This is a genomic window from Terribacillus sp. AE2B 122 (assembly GCF_902497585.1).
GTDB lineage: Bacteria > Bacillota > Bacilli > Bacillales > Amphibacillaceae > Terribacillus > Terribacillus saccharophilus_A.
The window spans coordinates 1-15,130 of record NZ_LR700946.1; the positions used below are offsets into that span (position 1 = coordinate 1).

The window sequence follows — 15,130 nt, forward strand, 5'->3', positions numbered from 1 at the left end:
AATATCGGCAATTGGCTGTTTGAAGGTGTTTTGATCTCTGTCTCAAAAACGGGGGTCAGTCCCTTCCCCTTCTCTTTTTTGTTATTTCATCCAATCCGGCTTATGAAACTCTTTAAACTCTTCTTCAATCACTTTGGCAAACTCCTCCGACTCCACTGCTTCCTTTATATCCTGAACAAATTGTTCATCCTTGTTTTCGGTTGAGACAACCACTCGGTTCTGGATATCCTCTGGCAACTCATCGAGTGCGAGTGCTGTTGCTAAATCGATGCCAGCTGATATAGCGAAGTTCCCGTTAATAGCCGCCAGGTCAACAGACTCTAATGTACGCGGGAGCTGGGCTGCTTCAACTGGTTCGAATTTTAGATTTTTCGGATTGCTTGTGACGTCTTTTTCGGTGACTCGTAATGGATCGGCATTTTCATCGATTTCTATTAGCCCATTATCTCTTAGCACAGTCAGGCCGCGTCCCAGATTAGTCGGATCATTAGCTAATGCAACTGTGCTTCCTTCTTTTATTTCATCAAGTGACTTGAATTCATTTGAATAGATTCCGATAGGAGCTGTTGGAACTGTGATAATACTAGTCAGCTCCATATTATTTTCCTCAGCGAAGGCGTCCATATATACTTTATGCTGAAATAGATTGGCATCCAGTGAACCAGTTGCCAATGATTTATTCGGCTGTACATAATCATTGAACTCCTTTACTTCGACTGAATAACCTTTATCCTCTAAATACGGTTTTACGCCTTTTTCAAGCATGTCGCTATAAGGAATTGTTGCACCTAAAACGATCTTTTTATCGGATGAGGCACTGCTTTCTCCAGAACCACAGCCTGCTAAGACTGCTGTGAACACTGCGGCAAATAACAATAAGATAGCTTTTTTCATTTTTGTTCCCCCTTAGAGTTCATCTTTTTGATACGACTCTTGCTATAAGATCGCCAAGGTATTGAACAACCTGAACGAGTACAATCAGCACGATAACTGTGGTGAACATGATCGTATTATCGTATCTGTAGTATCCATACCGTATTGCCAAATCGCCGATTCCGCCTCCGCCTATTGTGCCGGCCATGGCAGAATACCCAATCAGACTGATGGCAGTAATGGTTAGTCCTGTTATTAAGCCAGGCTTTACTTCTGGAAGAATGATACTTTTGATAATCATCCACGGAGAAGCACCTACCGCAATAGCCGCTTCTATCACACCTTTATCAATGTCTCTTGCTGAGGACTCTACGATTCTTGCATAAAACGGGATAGCCGCAACAGATAGAGATACAGAAGCCGCTAAAGGTCCAATGGTCGTATTAAGGAGAAATTGTGTAAACGGCAGTAAGAAGACAAGCAGAATGACGAAAGGAACGGATCGAATGAGATTGATAACCAGCCCAGCCACTCTTTTCACTACTACGTTTTCTAGAAATAATCCGCGATCTGTTACAAATAATAGTATTCCAAAGGGTAATCCGATCAAGATGGCCACAGCCAAGGCAATGGAGACCATTAAGAGTGTTTCGAGAAATGCTTGATTCAATTCAGGCAAGATGGCGATTACGCGATCCATCATCAAACACCTCCACCTTACTTACTTTGTCTCTAAGATAAGCAATTGCTTTATTCACTTCCGTTTCATTTCCGCTTAATTCCATGATAAAAATTCCCAACGGCATGCTTTGGATGTACTCTACTTTTCCGTGCAAAATATTGCCGCGTACCTGAAAAGCCTGAAGCATATCCGATACAACTGCTTCTGCAGCAATGCTGCCTTTGAATTGCAGCCTGATCAGCTTTCCATTTATCTCTCCCAATAGCTCTTCTGGAAGATCAAAATTAAGTACAGTCTGGATAAAGGATACTGTTAACGGGTTAGAAGGATCGGAGAAGATATCATAGGTTGAACCTTGCTCGACCACCTTCCCATCCTGCATTACAGCACAACGGCTGCAGATTTCCTTTACTACTTCCATCTCATGCGTGATGACAACGATGGTCAGACCTAGTTCTTTATTTATTTTCTTGAGAAGTGAGAGAATTGATTTAGTTGTTCCAGGATCCAGTGCAGATGTAGCTTCATCACATAAAAGGATCTTCGGCTGATTCGCAAGCGCCCGAGCAATACTGACCCGCTGCTTCTGACCGCCGCTAAGCTGTGCTGGATACTGATCCTTTCGATCCTCCAATCCAACGAGGGCAAGCAGCTCCTCTACTCGCTGCTTGATCTGTTTTTTGTCTGCTCCGGCAGCTCTTAATGCAAATGCTACATTTTCAAATACCGTTTTAGAGGAGACCAGATGAAAACCTTGGAAGATCATGCCAATTGACTGTCTTGCTTTTCGTAATTCCTTTGGAGACAGCTCATGCAAATTAACTCCATCAACAAAGACTTTCCCAGACGTCGGCTTTTCCAATAAATTAATACACCGCAGCAACGTACTCTTACCTGCTCCGCTGTACCCAACAATTCCAAATACTTCCCCAGCTTCAACGGCTAGTGTCACATCGTCAACGCCAACGATTTCCTTTCCTTTGCTGCTGTACTTCTTTGTGATGTTTTCCAGTTTTATCACCTTTCATCTCCCTCTCCTGTTGGTATTTTCGGGCGATCGATAGTCACTTGCAGGATGCCCAGATGGCAGTCTGCCTGATTCATAGTCAAACAATTTCTCTCTCAATGTTCCTGTTTTATAGGATTGTTTATAAAGTCCGCGTTCTTGAAGAATTGGGATAACCAGATCAATAAAAGATTCCAGATCTCCAGGAGTAACAAGGTGGTTCAAATTAAACCCGTCCACTCCAGATTCCTCGAATTGAAGCTGGATAGCATCAGCTACCTCTTCTGGATTCCCCACTATCAAACTTTTGTCAGGGGTATCAAACCGCTTCAATGCTTCGCCTACTGTCAGCTGCTTGGCTGCATCCTTTGTCAACGAGGCTGCTTTATAGTGACCTCCTTCGGTTGTTTTGCCGTATATAAACGGCTCGTCAGGATCTAGTTCCTCATATTCGGAAATGTCATAGCCGCTTGCACCAAATTGCGCCTTAGCTGCATCTGAGCTCCAATGACTCGTGTATTCCTGATACTTTTGGTGTGCCTCTTCCGTTGTTTTCGCTACAATAACGCTTAGGAAAGAGAAAATCTTAATATGATCTGGATTTCTACCATGCTTGGCAGCTCTCTCCCTTATATCCTCTGCATAATAACGGATACGTTCAGGCGTAGGTCCTCCAACAAATACACATTCCGCATGTTTAGAAGCAAATTCCCGTCCCTTTTCAGACGTACCTGCTTGATAAATAACAGGAGTTCTCTGCGGAGAAGGCTCACTCAAATGCGGTCCCTCAACCTGGAAATAATGACCTTCATGATTGATTTCATGCACTTTTTCAGGCTTTACTAGAACTTGGTTTTGCGGATCTTCAACAACCGCATCCTCCTCCCAGCTGCTTTCCCAAAGCTTATAAGAAACCTCTAAAAATTCATCGGCAATCTTATACCGCTCATCGTGCTTGATCATATCGGTCAAGCCAAAATTACGGGCAGCATTCGGAAGGTATGAAGTCACGACATTCCAAGCCACTCTCCCCTTCGTCAAATGATCCAGCGTGGAAAAACGTCGTGCATTCCCAAATGGCGGTTCATATGTAGTACTCACCGTGACCGCGAACCCTAAATTTTCTGTAACACTGGCCATTGCTGAAACTAATAAAGCTGGATCATTCAAGGGAACCTGCAGGCCGTCACGGATGGAAGGCGCTTTACTATTGCGGTAAACATCATACACACCCAGCACATCGGCGAAGAAAATCGCATCGAACCTGCCGCGTTCCAATAGCTTCGCAAGATCAATCCAATAATCCAAATCCTTATATTGCCGATGCCGCTTACTCTCTGGGTGCTTCCACAACCCATGCGAATTGTGCATCGCACTATTCATATCGAATGCATTCAGAATGATTTGTTTTCCCACTTTTACCCCTCCGTTTTATACAAAATAAAAGACCCCTTCTCAGATTAAGAAGAGGTCTTACTTAGTCGACGCAGGCGTACAACGTCCACTCTCTTCTCATCTTTCAAGCTAGTAGCTTGCTGGAATTGGCACAGTACTGCAGCAGTCTGTTGCCGAGGCTTCAAAGGGCCAGTCCCTCCACCTCTCTGGATAAGAAATGCTTATTGAATTAAAGCTCAATATACAGGACCGTCCATTGCCTGTCAATCAAGTTTTCTAAATTAAATATATAATTGACAATATTCCGTATATGGCATATATTTATGCCGACAACTGAATAAACACACTTATCTAGAGTCAGGGTAGGAACTGGTCCAACGACCCTGCAGCAACCGCTTGTTTGAAGTAAGGTGCTAATTCCAGCAGACAGAGATGTCTGAGAGATGAGAGAGATACATACATAAACGTAACCTCTTTCTCACGAAAGAGGTTTTTTAATTTATTGGATAAGGAGAATGTTCATGCGAGAAACCGAAGAGAAATCAAAAGAGTTTGATCAAGTGATACAGCAAGCAAAGAGCCTTTCTGAAGAATTCAAACAACGTGCAGCTCATATCGATGCCAGCGGTGAATTTCCTTATGAAAACTTTCAAGCGTTAAAAGATAATGACTTTTTGTTGCTGACTGTGCCGACGGAATATGGAGGCAAAGGATTAAATCTTGTAGAGTACTTACAAGTTCAAGAGATACTTGCCCAAGGTGATGCTCCTACTGCTCTATCATTTGGCTGGCAGCTTGGTGTTGTACTGGAAAATGCCGAAAGCAGAAAATGGGATGAACAAAGTTTTCAGGATCTTAGCAACAAAATCATACATGATAAAATTCTTCTTAACTTGGTTCAAACAGAAAACGCCACTGGAAGTCCTTCAAGAGGAGCTGCTCCAAGGACAACTGCAAAACTGGAAGGTTCGAAATGGAGAATTAACGGCCGTAAATCCTTTGCTTCCATGGCTGCTGCTTTAGACTACAGCATTGCCACAGCGACTATACTTCCTTCCGGAAACAAAGGCTTCTTTATAATTGATCACTCCTTGGAAGGAGTATCTGTAGTAGAAACATGGGATAGCATCGCAATGAGAGGAACAAGAAGTGATGATTTAATTTTAGAAGATGTACTAGTTGATCAGGATGCGTTGCTTGTAGAAGAAAACAAAGGCACCTCCACTCCAAGAGGCTGGTACTTACAGATCGCTGCTGTTTACCTTGGTATAGCTGTTGCCGCAAGAGATTATACTATTCAATTTGCGTCAAAATTTCATCCTGTTTCCTTGCCGGGTCCAATTAAGGATGTCCCAGAGGTTAGAAGAAAAATTGGTGAAATAGAGCTCGCTCTCTTTAACGCCAGAGAAGTGCTTTACGCTACAGCTAGAAAGTGGGTTGAGCATCCTGAAAAGAGAACTGAGATGAGTCCGGATTTAGCTGCTGCTAAGCATATTGTCACCAATAAAGCTAATGAAGTTGTGGATCTCTGCATGCGTATAGTCGGAGCCAGAAGTTTGTCTGCCAACAATCCTCTGCAGCGCCACTTTCGTGATGTAAGGGCTGGATTACATAATCCGCCTACTGATGATGCGGTAGTTTATTCGCTTGCGGATGCAGCTCTTCGGCAGTAAAAAAAACTCCTGAATCCATAGTGGATTCAGGAGTTTTCCTTTTACCATGCATATGCATATGGTGCCGAACCACCTGGACCTGGGAAGATCTCATCCAGTCGTTTTAAAACAGATTCATCGAGATTGATTTCAAGTACATCTAACGTACTCTCGAATTGTTCAATCGTACGTGGCCCGATAATTGGCGCTGTTACTGCGGGATTTGCAAGCTGCCATGCTAAGGCAATATTATCCTGTGTTTCTCCTAATTCTTCACACAGTTGACCGAACTGTTCCAATTGATCACGCTGCGCATTGATTTTATCACCAATCTTATCACTTCGGCTTCCTGGCAATTTTTTGAGTGCATTGCGGCCGAGCAAACCTCCATCCAGAGGGCTCCAAGTGATCATTCCAATGCCAAGATGCTTTGCTGCTGGAAGTACTTCTAACTCAGCATATCGACAGTTCAGGTTGTATTTATGCTGCTCCGATACCAGCCCTAAGAAGTGACGGTTTTTGGCTGCACCTTGAGCCATGGCAAGCTGCCATGCAGCAAAGTTACTGGAGCCGACATAACCTATCTTTCCTTGGTTTATTCCTAATTCAAAGGCTCCCCAAAGCTCTTCCCAAGTAACGGCAGGATCAATATGATGCATTTGATACAGCTCAATGTGATCCGTTTGCAAGCGCTTTAAAGAATCTTCAAGATGTCGCCGAATCTTATACGATGACAACCCCGCCTCATCATTTGGACCATCGGCAGCATTATGCATGCTTCCGTATACTTTTGTACCTAAGACCACTTTCTCTCTTCGACCTCCGCCTTGCTTGAACCATCTTCCGATAATTGATTCTGTAAGGCCTCGATTTTCTGCACCGTATACATTCGCTGTATCAAAGAAATTAATACCGCTATCAAGTGCTGCATCCATAATTCGAAATGCATCCTTTTCTTCCGTAGTAGTACCAAAATTCATCGTACCTAAACAAAGTCTGCTTACTTTCAAACCAGATTTACCAAGGTATTGATAGTCCATATTAAGATCTCCAATCTATAATATATTAGGGTTTTTCTTGGTTATTGATTTTTCCCCTTCGCTACGGGATTTTGCTCATACGAAACCCAGTCGCTATAACTGCCCGCGTATAACTTTACATTATCAAACCCAGCCATTTTCAAAGCAATGTAGTTGGAAGCAGCTGTTACGCCTGATCCGCAATACACGATAATTTGATCTTTAAAATCCAGCTCAGCAAATCTTTTCTTCTGTTCCTTGCTATCTTTAAATGACCCTTGTTCCAATCCTTCCGCCCAAAATTTATTGATGGCGCCAGGGATATGGCCTGGTATTCTATCAATTGGTTCCACTTCGCCTATGTAGCGTCGTCCCTCTCTTGAATCTATCAACATTGGAGACTTTTTCTCTTGTTCGACAACTTCTTTTACTTCCCCATAAGAAGCCATCATCTCATTTCTAATGTTCACTTCAAATTCGGCTGTTTCATAGTCAGGTATATCTTTTGTCGTCACGTAGCCTGCCTCATCCCAACCTTTGAAGCCCTCGTTCAATACAAATACTTTTTCATGGCCTAAATATTGAAGCAGCCACCAAAATCGAGAAGCATATGATCCTTCTCCACCGTCATAGGCAATTACCGTTTTTGCATTGTCGATTCCGGCTTTCTCTATGTCAGATTTAAACTGAGCTATGTCAGGCAGCGGATGCCTTCCCCCATGCTTTGAAACAGGAGCGGATAACTGTTTCTCTAAATCAAAATAGACTGCTTCAGGAATATGACTTTCTTTATAAAGCATGGCTCCTTTTTCCGGATTCCCTAAGTCAAAACGACAATCCACTATCTTAATCTGGTCATTATTTAAATGTTCCTCTAGCCATTCCTTACTCACAACAAAATTCACCTTAAATAACCCCTTACAAAATTAGAATAAAACCATGTAATTCTATTTTTAAGAAATCCTCAATCCTCTTATATATACTAGATAGAAATGGTCGTTTCCTTTAAAATCTTGAAGTTAATACTTTTTAATTCAACAAAGACTATTATTTCGCAGCGTTACTTTAGTGAGTTTTTTGTAGTTGCAGCCCCTCTATCCGCAAAGTTACAATAAGACTGCAAGGATATTAATTAAACTAACAGCCCATTTGAAACTAATGGAGGTATATCGGTTTGATAGCAAAAAAAGATCTCCCAGTCTGCCCGGTAGCTACGACAGTTGGCTTAATAGGAAGTAAGTGGAAATTACTTATTTTACAGCAGCTTTTAAAGGGAAGAAAAGATTCAATGAACTCCGCAGAAGCATAGACGGTATCAGCCAAAAGGTTTTGACCCAGAACCTTCGAGCAATGGAGGCAGATGGAATATTAGTTCGGTATGCATATGCAGAAGTGCCGCCTAGAGTGGAATATGAACTTAGTGAATTAGGAAATTCATTACGCCCGATCATTTCCGTAATGGATTCATGGGGAGTAGAATATTTAAATACGCTTAAAGATATGCAAGAGGCAGAATGACTGCCTGCAAAAATAAACACACTCACACCCAGGGACTTTTCCCCCGTATGTAAGTGTGTTTTTATAAATTTCGAAAAGTAACTGTTACTCCTGAAAGGCTTACCAATAAGGATTAATCCCCATAATCAGGAGACAATAAAACCGCCTTCAAGTTTGAAATCAGATAGTTGTTATCCGAAAAATATCTATTCATTACTAATTCTTTTGTTTGCTGAAGATACAATCACGCGCTACTATTTTCTCTTTTCCCGTTAGAAACATCCCTTGCTCATCCCTCCTATATAGTAATTTCTACAGTATTTCCTTCAGGATCTTCTATAACGCTCTCATAGTAGCCATCACCTGTAGTGCGAGGATTACCTTTGATCGTGTAACCGTCCTCCCTAATCATTTTGGTTAACGTATCAACCTCGTCTTTACTTCCAACAGAAAAAGCCACATGCGCCCAACCCAATTGATTAGGCAGCATTTCCTTATTGACCCCCACTTTCTTCATTAATTCCAATCTAGATCCACTCGAAAAAGTTAGAAAATAAGAAGCAAATCCTTTCTTTTCATTCACATACAAACTGTTACTCTCTGCTCCAAAATATCGCATATAAAAGTTCTTCATTCGCTCGATATCTTTCACCCAGATTGCAATATGCTCAATTTTCATTGTGAGACGCTCCTTTTGCCAATACTTATTAATTTAATAGTGTATAAAATGTATCTTATTTCATTTTGAATTATAAGCAGTACACAATTTTCTTTATGTGTTTCAACAGAAAGCTTTTTTAGCGAAGCTCCCCTCTTTGCGTCCTATTCCATTACGACCAGTTTTACATATATCAGATCTCCTTCACTTGTAATAAATACGACTGAAGCATACATTCTGGAATCGATCTCATGTCAATAATTTTTATTCAAAAAGAAATGCAAGACAACACATAATGTACACAAGGGGATTTTATAATGAGAATAATTAGAAAAAACAAAAGGAGACGTAAGATGTTATTGCTCTTGATCGGCATGCTTGTTGTAGTCATTATAACTGTCACCACTCCTAAAGATCTTTTTCATTCTCCAGATGAAATCTCTGCAGCCGTTGCTCAAAAAGCCAAAAGAGATGCAGCACGCTATATAAACTCTAATAGAAACAATAGCAGCAAATCTAACCTTCCTAACTAACGAAACTACAAATAAGGCTGTAATTAAAAGAACAACAAGCTGAGTACTTGTTGTTCTTTTTTACATCATGTATAGAACCGTATCATTCAAGTGTTTTAGCCAAGATGTAATCCACTTGTTCTTCGTCACCCATATAAAACGAATGAGCTCCAGTTTTAACAAAACCATTCTTGCTATAAAAAGCTATTGCGTTTTGATTTTTTTCCCATACTCCAAGCCATATGACCTTCTTATTCAATTCAGCCGCTATTTCTATTGCCTTGTTCATCAGGAACTTACCTAGACCTTGTTTTTGAAATTTGCTTCTTACGTATATCCTTTCAATCTCAAGTGACTCGTCGTCCATTTCCTCAGATTGCGCATCATCTGTGTTTACCTTAAGGTATCCAGCAAGTTCTTCTTTCAAATAAATGAAAAAGAATTGCGAAGAGGTATTCGACAATTCCATGTCCAGCTTTTTCGTGTTATATGCTTTTTCCAAGTAAGCCTTCATATTTTCAGGTGAGTTTTGGTCCTTAAAAGTATCGCTGAAAGTTTCGATGCTAACTTCTTGAAGTATCGGTAGATCCTCCATGCTGCATTTTCTAATATTGATAGATGTCATAGTAATGTGTAGCTCCCTCATATTCAATAGTTTCGCTTGTTCCCTTTTTTCACATATTCCCAGTCAGTTTCAATATTCTTTCTGACTTTTTGAAGAAGTTTGTAGATGGTTTCTACTTCCCTTTCGGACAGCCCAGCTAGTGCTACCTTATCGGAATGATCATTTTCTCTGCTTATGAATTTATAAACATGTTCCCCTTTTTCAGTCGGGAACAGTTTCTTGATTTTTTGATTATGTTTATCATCTCTCTTTTCGATAAAACCATTGATCTCAAGTTTTTTAATAGCACGCGCTGCAGTTGTTCGATCCACTTTTATTATTTCGGCCAGTTTTTCTTGAATGATCCCTGGGTTTTCAACAATCCGGACAAGATATAAATACTGTCCCTTAGCTAGATCATATTCTTTAAATTCTATATTGCTTATAGAATCCAATGCCCTGGCGATCATTCCTATTTCACGTAGAATCTCCTTCATATATACAACTCCATTTATATTTCGTTTTATAAATAGTAAAGGATTTTTGTTGCATTTGCAACAAAAATCCTCATTTCTATCTACGAACCAATTCAATTCTTATATTTTCAAAATTGTGTAGCCTCTTAATCGTTCAATATGCCTTGAATGTGGAATCTTTAGCCCAAAACACCCCTGTTAATATGGTACCAACAGATGTTAGAATCACTATTTTTCGTCCACTCTGCTTTTTTAATGATTTTAATAGTTCATAGGACTGCGCAATCGATATAGCTATAGCTGTTAATGCAATAATACCTATCATCATATTAAATATCCCTTTCTGTATCCTTGAATGAAGTAATCTATTTTTCAAGTAGAGGTAGCTTTTCAACCAATAACACTTTCTGATGTATGTAAATATTTGTATAATGTAATTGTGACACAAGTATTCATTTATTTAGAAAGCCCAATCTTTAAAAAACCAACAGGATTCTTTTCTAATGTCTTTCATCAGGCATCAATATAATTGCTACAATATACAAACCAACTAAATAGAAATTGAATGTAAAGAGCGTTATACATAAAAATATTATCCGCAGCAACCTAGCATTCCAACCAAAAAATTGAGCTATACCGCCTAACACACCAAAACTCACTCGATCGATCGAAGACCTGGCCAATTTCCTTTCAACTTTCACAGTTGCATCTTTCCTTTCTATAATCTTTATTGTGTAATATTTAATCATCACTTTGCTGTTAATACCTAATTATTCTTTCAGCATCTTAGAATCCCTTCATTGTTAGATGGCGTAGAGATAATAGGCGTTCAGCAGATTACATTTACTCCGTACATTACTTATCAGGGAGGATGGAGGGCCACAATTGAAGGTGTTCGTACTAAATCCTCAGAACGCGGAAAAGGCATAGGATCCAAGTTAATTAATTGGGCAATTCAACGTGCTAAAAAACGCGGATGTCATATAGTTCAACTTACAACAGATAAAAATAGACCCGTAGCACTTCAATTCTATGAAAAGTTAGGATTTAAGGCATCTCATGAAGGCTTAAAATTACACCTATAGATAGAATGATAATTGAACTAACGAGAACGAATAATGAATAAAAGCCAAGCTGGCTGGCACCTGTTGCGATATGTTATAGCTAACATAAGTCCTCCTATTGTTTTTTTATTTGATCTATTATATAAAAAAACCTCTTCCACCAAAGAAGAGGGCTAATTGATTTATACTATATTGAATGATATTAAAAGTTATCCTATTGCAAAACAACGTTGTTTTTCTCTAAATCAAGTAACCAGGCTTTTCTTTGAATTCCCCCTCCATAACCCCCGTAGTTTCCATTGGCATTAATCACTCTGTGACAAGGAATGATTAATGATATCTGATTAGCTCCATTGGCTCTCGCTACAGCACGATATGCTGTTGGGCTGCCTACAAGAACTGCCAATTCTTTATAGCTTATGGTACGACCCCGGGGGATATTTTTTAATGCTTCCCAAACTTTCCTTTGAAAACTTGTTCCTATTTCATCAGAGACTGGTGTGGTAAAAGAATTTATTGCACCATCGAAGTATTCGCTTAATTCGAGTTCGAGTTTTTCTAAGATGCTATTTGTCCCAGGTACAATGGCAATTGAAAGCTTGGCTCTCAAATTATTTATTTCACTCTCCAGTCCTCTTCTATCGACAAATTCTAAAAGGAATAATGCATTATCATCTGCGATAGCAACCATTGATCCCAACTTTGTTTCAATCCACTTAGATTTTAAAAGTCTTACATCTTTCGTTCTTTTGGGTACGTGACCCATTATTCGATAAAAAGCATCCCTAAATCCATTTCCAGAATCAAATCCACTGTCCAGTTGACTATCAATTAAAGATTTACCATTTCGTATATGATTAAAAGCGATTCCAAGACGGCGAGATCGCGCATATTCTATGAAAGTCATACCAAACTGCTTTTTAAATTGTCTTCTTGCTGTATTAGCACTTATAGAAAGATTATCGAAATCCTTATCCGTCCACTTTTTTTGAGGATTTTCTTCGATTGCTATAACCAACTTCTTAACTTCTAGTGACAATACACTAGGCAAGCTAAGCGGCTGACATCTCTTGCATGGTCTATATGATGCTAACGCAGCTTCTTTTGCTGTACTGAAGAATTCACAGTTTTCTTTTTTGGGTTTCTTTGCTGGACAAGTAGGTCTACAAAATACTCCTGTTGTTTTAACGCCAACATAAAAAGTACCTTCATACGCTGAGTTTTTCTCTACTAACAACTTATAATAAAAATCAATTTTTGATGGATCATTAATCATGGCTTTACACTCTCTCTGCTAGACTTTAAATACAAGATTACTTAACAGCGTTTCCTTCATTTGGAAATATGAATGCGGTCCATAGCTCACTCGATTAACCCCTAATGATCTCCAATCGATACTGCTGCTATTAAAAGAATTCAACATAATGTTAACTGGCAGTGGAGAATGTTTAGTGAATTCCTTAATCAAACTTATCTCAGTTAGACCTGGAATGAAGATACAATCAGCTCCAGCCAATGCATAACTTTCCGCTCTATTCAAAGCTTCATTAACTAGTTCAACTGAATGATTCTTATTTTTGAAGAAAACATCTGTCCTGGCATTAATAAAAATTTCTGTATCTACATCTTCAGCAGCACTTTTTAGGATTCTTATCCTTTCTGATTGCTCGTCAACACTCCATAACGCATACTCTTTTGATTGTGGTTTTTGATCTTCGAAATTAACACCTGTAATTCCTGTCCCAAAAAGTTTTTGTGCATTTTGATGAAGTAACTCTGAAGACTGTGCATAGAATCCCTCTGCATCAATGGAAACGGGCACATTTGAATTTTGAACAAGTTTCTCAGAAAGCTGCAATAGATTTTCAAAAGGCAAGTATTCCCCGTCTGTATATCCATTGGCATCTGAAACAGCATAACTACTGGTTGCTAATGCCTTAGCACCCTTATTCTCGATAATTTTTGCAGACATTACGTCCCAACAATTAAAAAGATACAATACATCAGTTTGATAGTGCAGCTCTTTAAATTCAGTATATCTATTTTTTCTCATTTATATATACCTACTTTCGATTTGATGTTCTCAGATTAACAATTAATCTAAATTTAAATACCAGAAAAATTAACACCAATTTTTTTCTGTTAAGACTTTGCATTCTTCATAGTAAGTGTGGGCGGATGAGATTCGAGTTATGGTGCCTCTGTATATACTACTGTGGCAGGATAAAACACTTCATGTATTAGGATTACTTACCCCTATGCTGTGTCGAACTTCCAATCCATCCGTTACAGCTAATTTAACAATCAAGTGTGCTAGACTTTTTCGGGATATATCATGTCCTTTAAATGGTTCGCCTTTTTGAGTAATCTCATAATCTATTTCATCCTTATTGGTAAACCAACCAGGTCTTAAAATTGTATAATTAAGGTCAGAGGCTTCAATGATTTCAGCCGAATTTCGATAAGGGTCTAACATAGTGTGATATCTCGGTAATTCGAGCAGTTCTGTTATTTTTTGTTCGGTACTGTGAGCAGTAACTACACCCTCCCTTATAATATTTAAATTGATAGCCACTTTCGTAACGATAAACTATGGTAATATTTGTTTATCTACCCTAGAAGGATACTAAATCGAATTAAACCGGCAAGCTCTAAGAGCTTATATCAAAATTAGAATGGAAATAACAATCTTGTTTAACTAATGAAGCAGGTTAAGTGAATAGTGTTGTTTAACCTTATCCAACAATGGGTTCATATTGAGAGTTTTTTTGTTGACAGGAAAACGGAATGATGATGCAAGGAATAAATCTCACTTACACTTTGCTATGGGGATATTTATGAAAACTCATTATTATTTAGGTTGGTTTAATAATTTTTTTCCAGAGAATCTGGGAAATGTGTTACGGACAGATATAACTGATAGAAAATCACTTGCTATGATTAGTTCAAACCCATCTATTTTTGAAGATAATGGTGCTACTGAACGCTCGTGGCTTGACCAGGCTGGCATTATGTTTGATGAATATTATTTAATAAATTATCACGTACAAAAGGAAGATGCCCAAACGATAATTCAAAATGCTTCAGTCATTTTCTTATTAGGGGGGGACACACTTAAACAAAATGATTTTTTGATAGAATATGAATTATCGGATTCGATTAAAAAAAGCAGCGGCTTTGTGATGGGAGCAAGTGCTGGTGCAATCAATATGTCTGCAAAATGGTTATGCTCGAAAAACTTTGGATATAAAGTTGAAATGAACTCTGTTTACGACGGAATTGGTCTTGACAAATTTTCCGTCCTTTCTCATTTTGATCTCGAAAATAACATTGCACTGGTTCAAAGTGAACTATCTCTCCTATCTGAAGAAATAGATATTTATGCTTCGAACAAAGATTGTGCTGTACGTGTAAAGGGGGACAAAATCGACGTTTTAGGTAATGTTTTTTTAATTTCCCACTCAAAGATTCGGAAGTTGGATGAGACACTCTGGTTGTGGGAATGGCTATGGCTTAATTGAATTAATTTATTTATGCAAGGCCTCTATTTTAAATTTAGTGAAGGAGAACAAGGTAGAATAGGATTATCCGAAAAGCATAGATGTGCAGAACGGTCTACAGCAAACGGCCTGAGTGTTAAATATAGATCACTTATTTCTTCTTCAACTAAAGGATGCTTATGTTCAATAAAG

The 15,130-nt window shown here is 39.0% G+C and carries 16 protein-coding genes, 2 pseudogenes and 2 riboswitches; of the genes and pseudogenes, 5 read left to right on the forward strand and 13 right to left on the reverse strand.

The genetic code is table 11. From position 1 onward, the window contains the following. Positions 1-81: 81 nt before the first annotated feature. The 4 genes from AE2B122_RS12415 to AE2B122_RS12430 are packed head-to-tail and all read right to left on the reverse strand — an operon-like array spanning position 82 to position 3,977. Positions 82-894 (reverse strand): MetQ/NlpA family ABC transporter substrate-binding protein, encoded by an 813-nt coding sequence (locus tag AE2B122_RS12415; protein WP_175074292.1) that lies wholly within the window; start codon positions 892-894, stop codon positions 82-84. Positions 895-913: 19 nt separating this feature from the next. Beyond that, the gene (locus AE2B122_RS12420) at positions 914-1,576 is read right to left on the reverse strand and encodes a methionine ABC transporter permease (RefSeq protein ID WP_371809643.1); all 663 of its coding nucleotides are present in this window, start codon (positions 1,574-1,576) and stop codon (positions 914-916) included. Then, positions 1,545-2,576, reverse strand: coding sequence for a methionine ABC transporter ATP-binding protein (locus tag AE2B122_RS12425; RefSeq protein ID WP_175074293.1), 1,032 nt, complete (start codon positions 2,574-2,576; stop codon positions 1,545-1,547). The genes AE2B122_RS12420 and AE2B122_RS12425 overlap by 32 nt, the downstream gene beginning before the upstream one ends. Before the next feature lie 3 nt (positions 2,577-2,579). Then, positions 2,580-3,977, reverse strand: coding sequence for an LLM class flavin-dependent oxidoreductase (locus AE2B122_RS12430; RefSeq protein ID WP_175074294.1), 1,398 nt, complete (start codon positions 3,975-3,977; stop codon positions 2,580-2,582). A gap of 93 nt (positions 3,978-4,070) precedes the next feature. Beyond that, positions 4,071-4,173, reverse strand: a riboswitch (SAM riboswitch). A gap of 127 nt (positions 4,174-4,300) precedes the next feature. Further along, a riboswitch (SAM riboswitch) is annotated at positions 4,301-4,406 on the forward strand. A gap of 71 nt (positions 4,407-4,477) precedes the next feature. On the opposite strand from AE2B122_RS12430, the gene AE2B122_RS12435 reads away from it, so the two are divergent. Then, positions 4,478-5,629, forward strand: coding sequence for an acyl-CoA dehydrogenase family protein (locus AE2B122_RS12435; protein WP_254593494.1), 1,152 nt, complete (start codon positions 4,478-4,480; stop codon positions 5,627-5,629). Positions 5,630-5,670: 41 nt separating this feature from the next. On the opposite strand, the gene AE2B122_RS12440 is transcribed toward AE2B122_RS12435, so the two are convergent. Both AE2B122_RS12440 and AE2B122_RS12445 read right to left on the reverse strand, forming a co-directional pair. Beyond that, positions 5,671-6,648 carry an aldo/keto reductase gene (locus AE2B122_RS12440; protein ID WP_175074296.1) on the reverse strand — a complete coding sequence of 326 codons (978 nt, stop codon included), beginning with the start codon at positions 6,646-6,648 and terminating at the stop codon, positions 5,671-5,673. A gap of 41 nt (positions 6,649-6,689) precedes the next feature. Further along, positions 6,690-7,532, reverse strand: a complete 843-nt coding sequence (locus AE2B122_RS12445; protein ID WP_175074297.1) for a sulfurtransferase — start codon at positions 7,530-7,532, stop codon at positions 6,690-6,692. Between the two features lie 269 nt (positions 7,533-7,801). Between AE2B122_RS12445 and AE2B122_RS12450 the strand changes: the two are divergent. Further along, positions 7,802-8,145 (forward strand): annotated as a pseudogene (locus tag AE2B122_RS12450) (winged helix-turn-helix transcriptional regulator). Between the two features lie 277 nt (positions 8,146-8,422). Here AE2B122_RS12450 and AE2B122_RS12455 read toward each other — a convergent pair. Then, positions 8,423-8,803, reverse strand: coding sequence for a VOC family protein (locus tag AE2B122_RS12455; RefSeq protein WP_175074298.1), 381 nt, complete (start codon positions 8,801-8,803; stop codon positions 8,423-8,425). 296 nt (positions 8,804-9,099) lie between these two features. On the opposite strand from AE2B122_RS12455, the gene AE2B122_RS12460 reads away from it, so the two are divergent. After that, positions 9,100-9,315, forward strand: a complete 216-nt coding sequence (locus tag AE2B122_RS12460; RefSeq protein WP_175074299.1) for a hypothetical protein — start codon at positions 9,100-9,102, stop codon at positions 9,313-9,315. Between the two features lie 82 nt (positions 9,316-9,397). On the opposite strand, the gene AE2B122_RS12465 is transcribed toward AE2B122_RS12460, so the two are convergent. The 3 genes from AE2B122_RS12465 to AE2B122_RS19515 form a co-directional block, all read right to left on the reverse strand. Then, on the reverse strand, positions 9,398-9,919 hold the full coding sequence (locus AE2B122_RS12465; RefSeq protein WP_175074300.1) for a GNAT family N-acetyltransferase: 522 nt from the start codon (positions 9,917-9,919) through the stop codon (positions 9,398-9,400). 23 nt (positions 9,920-9,942) lie between these two features. Beyond that, a complete protein-coding gene (locus AE2B122_RS12470; RefSeq protein WP_175074301.1) occupies positions 9,943-10,395 on the reverse strand; it encodes a MarR family winged helix-turn-helix transcriptional regulator in 453 nt (150 codons plus the stop codon). Between the two features lie 479 nt (positions 10,396-10,874). Further along, entirely contained in the window at positions 10,875-11,123 is a 249-nt protein-coding gene (locus AE2B122_RS19515; protein WP_175074302.1) for a PspC domain-containing protein, read from the reverse strand. Positions 11,124-11,180: 57 nt separating this feature from the next. Here AE2B122_RS19515 and AE2B122_RS12480 point away from each other — a divergent pair. Further along, positions 11,181-11,459 (forward strand): annotated as a pseudogene (locus tag AE2B122_RS12480) (GNAT family N-acetyltransferase); the annotation flags it as partial. A 193-nt stretch (positions 11,460-11,652) separates the two neighbouring features. Here AE2B122_RS12480 and AE2B122_RS12485 read toward each other — a convergent pair. From AE2B122_RS12485 to AE2B122_RS12495, 3 genes are all read right to left on the reverse strand, one after another. Continuing rightward, on the reverse strand, positions 11,653-12,714 hold the full coding sequence (locus tag AE2B122_RS12485) for a bifunctional transcriptional activator/DNA repair enzyme AdaA (protein WP_175074303.1): 1,062 nt from the start codon (positions 12,712-12,714) through the stop codon (positions 11,653-11,655). A gap of 18 nt (positions 12,715-12,732) precedes the next feature. Continuing rightward, entirely contained in the window at positions 12,733-13,491 is a 759-nt protein-coding gene (locus AE2B122_RS12490; protein ID WP_175074304.1) for an isocitrate lyase/phosphoenolpyruvate mutase family protein, read from the reverse strand. A 180-nt stretch (positions 13,492-13,671) separates the two neighbouring features. Then, positions 13,672-13,914 (reverse strand): NAD(P)H-binding protein, encoded by a 243-nt coding sequence (locus AE2B122_RS12495; RefSeq protein WP_175074305.1) that lies wholly within the window; start codon positions 13,912-13,914, stop codon positions 13,672-13,674. A 361-nt stretch (positions 13,915-14,275) separates the two neighbouring features. Between AE2B122_RS12495 and AE2B122_RS12500 the strand changes: the two genes are divergently transcribed. Further along, positions 14,276-14,959, forward strand: coding sequence for a Type 1 glutamine amidotransferase-like domain-containing protein (locus AE2B122_RS12500; RefSeq protein WP_175074451.1), 684 nt, complete (start codon positions 14,276-14,278; stop codon positions 14,957-14,959). Positions 14,960-15,130: the final 171 nt, after the last annotated feature.

Excerpts from the sequence above, each read along its gene's own strand:
- AE2B122_RS12495 (WP_175074305.1), bottom strand. The coding sequence starts at position 13,914 with ATGTTAGACCCTTATCGAAATTCGGCTGAAATCATTGAAGCCTCTGAC.
- AE2B122_RS12440 (WP_175074296.1), bottom strand. The coding sequence starts at position 6,648 with ATGGACTATCAATACCTTGGTAAATCTGGTTTGAAAGTAAGCAGACTT.
- AE2B122_RS12455 (WP_175074298.1), bottom strand. The coding sequence starts at position 8,803 with ATGAAAATTGAGCATATTGCAATCTGGGTGAAAGATATCGAGCGAATG.
- AE2B122_RS12415 (WP_175074292.1), bottom strand. The coding sequence starts at position 894 with ATGAAAAAAGCTATCTTATTGTTATTTGCCGCAGTGTTCACAGCAGTC.
- AE2B122_RS12470 (WP_175074301.1), bottom strand. The coding sequence starts at position 10,395 with ATGAAGGAGATTCTACGTGAAATAGGAATGATCGCCAGGGCATTGGAT.
- AE2B122_RS12420 (WP_371809643.1), bottom strand. The coding sequence starts at position 1,576 with ATGATGGATCGCGTAATCGCCATCTTGCCTGAATTGAATCAAGCATTT.
- AE2B122_RS12500 (WP_175074451.1), top strand. The coding sequence starts at position 14,276 with ATGAAAACTCATTATTATTTAGGTTGGTTTAATAATTTTTTTCCAGAG.
- AE2B122_RS12485 (WP_175074303.1), bottom strand. The coding sequence starts at position 12,714 with ATGATTAATGATCCATCAAAAATTGATTTTTATTATAAGTTGTTAGTA.
- AE2B122_RS12465 (WP_175074300.1), bottom strand. The coding sequence starts at position 9,919 with ATGACATCTATCAATATTAGAAAATGCAGCATGGAGGATCTACCGATA.
- AE2B122_RS19515 (WP_175074302.1), bottom strand. The coding sequence starts at position 11,123 with ATGATTAAATATTACACAATAAAGATTATAGAAAGGAAAGATGCAACT.
- AE2B122_RS12460 (WP_175074299.1), top strand. The coding sequence starts at position 9,100 with ATGAGAATAATTAGAAAAAACAAAAGGAGACGTAAGATGTTATTGCTC.
- AE2B122_RS12435 (WP_254593494.1), top strand. The coding sequence starts at position 4,478 with ATGCGAGAAACCGAAGAGAAATCAAAAGAGTTTGATCAAGTGATACAG.
- AE2B122_RS12490 (WP_175074304.1), bottom strand. The coding sequence starts at position 13,491 with ATGAGAAAAAATAGATATACTGAATTTAAAGAGCTGCACTATCAAACT.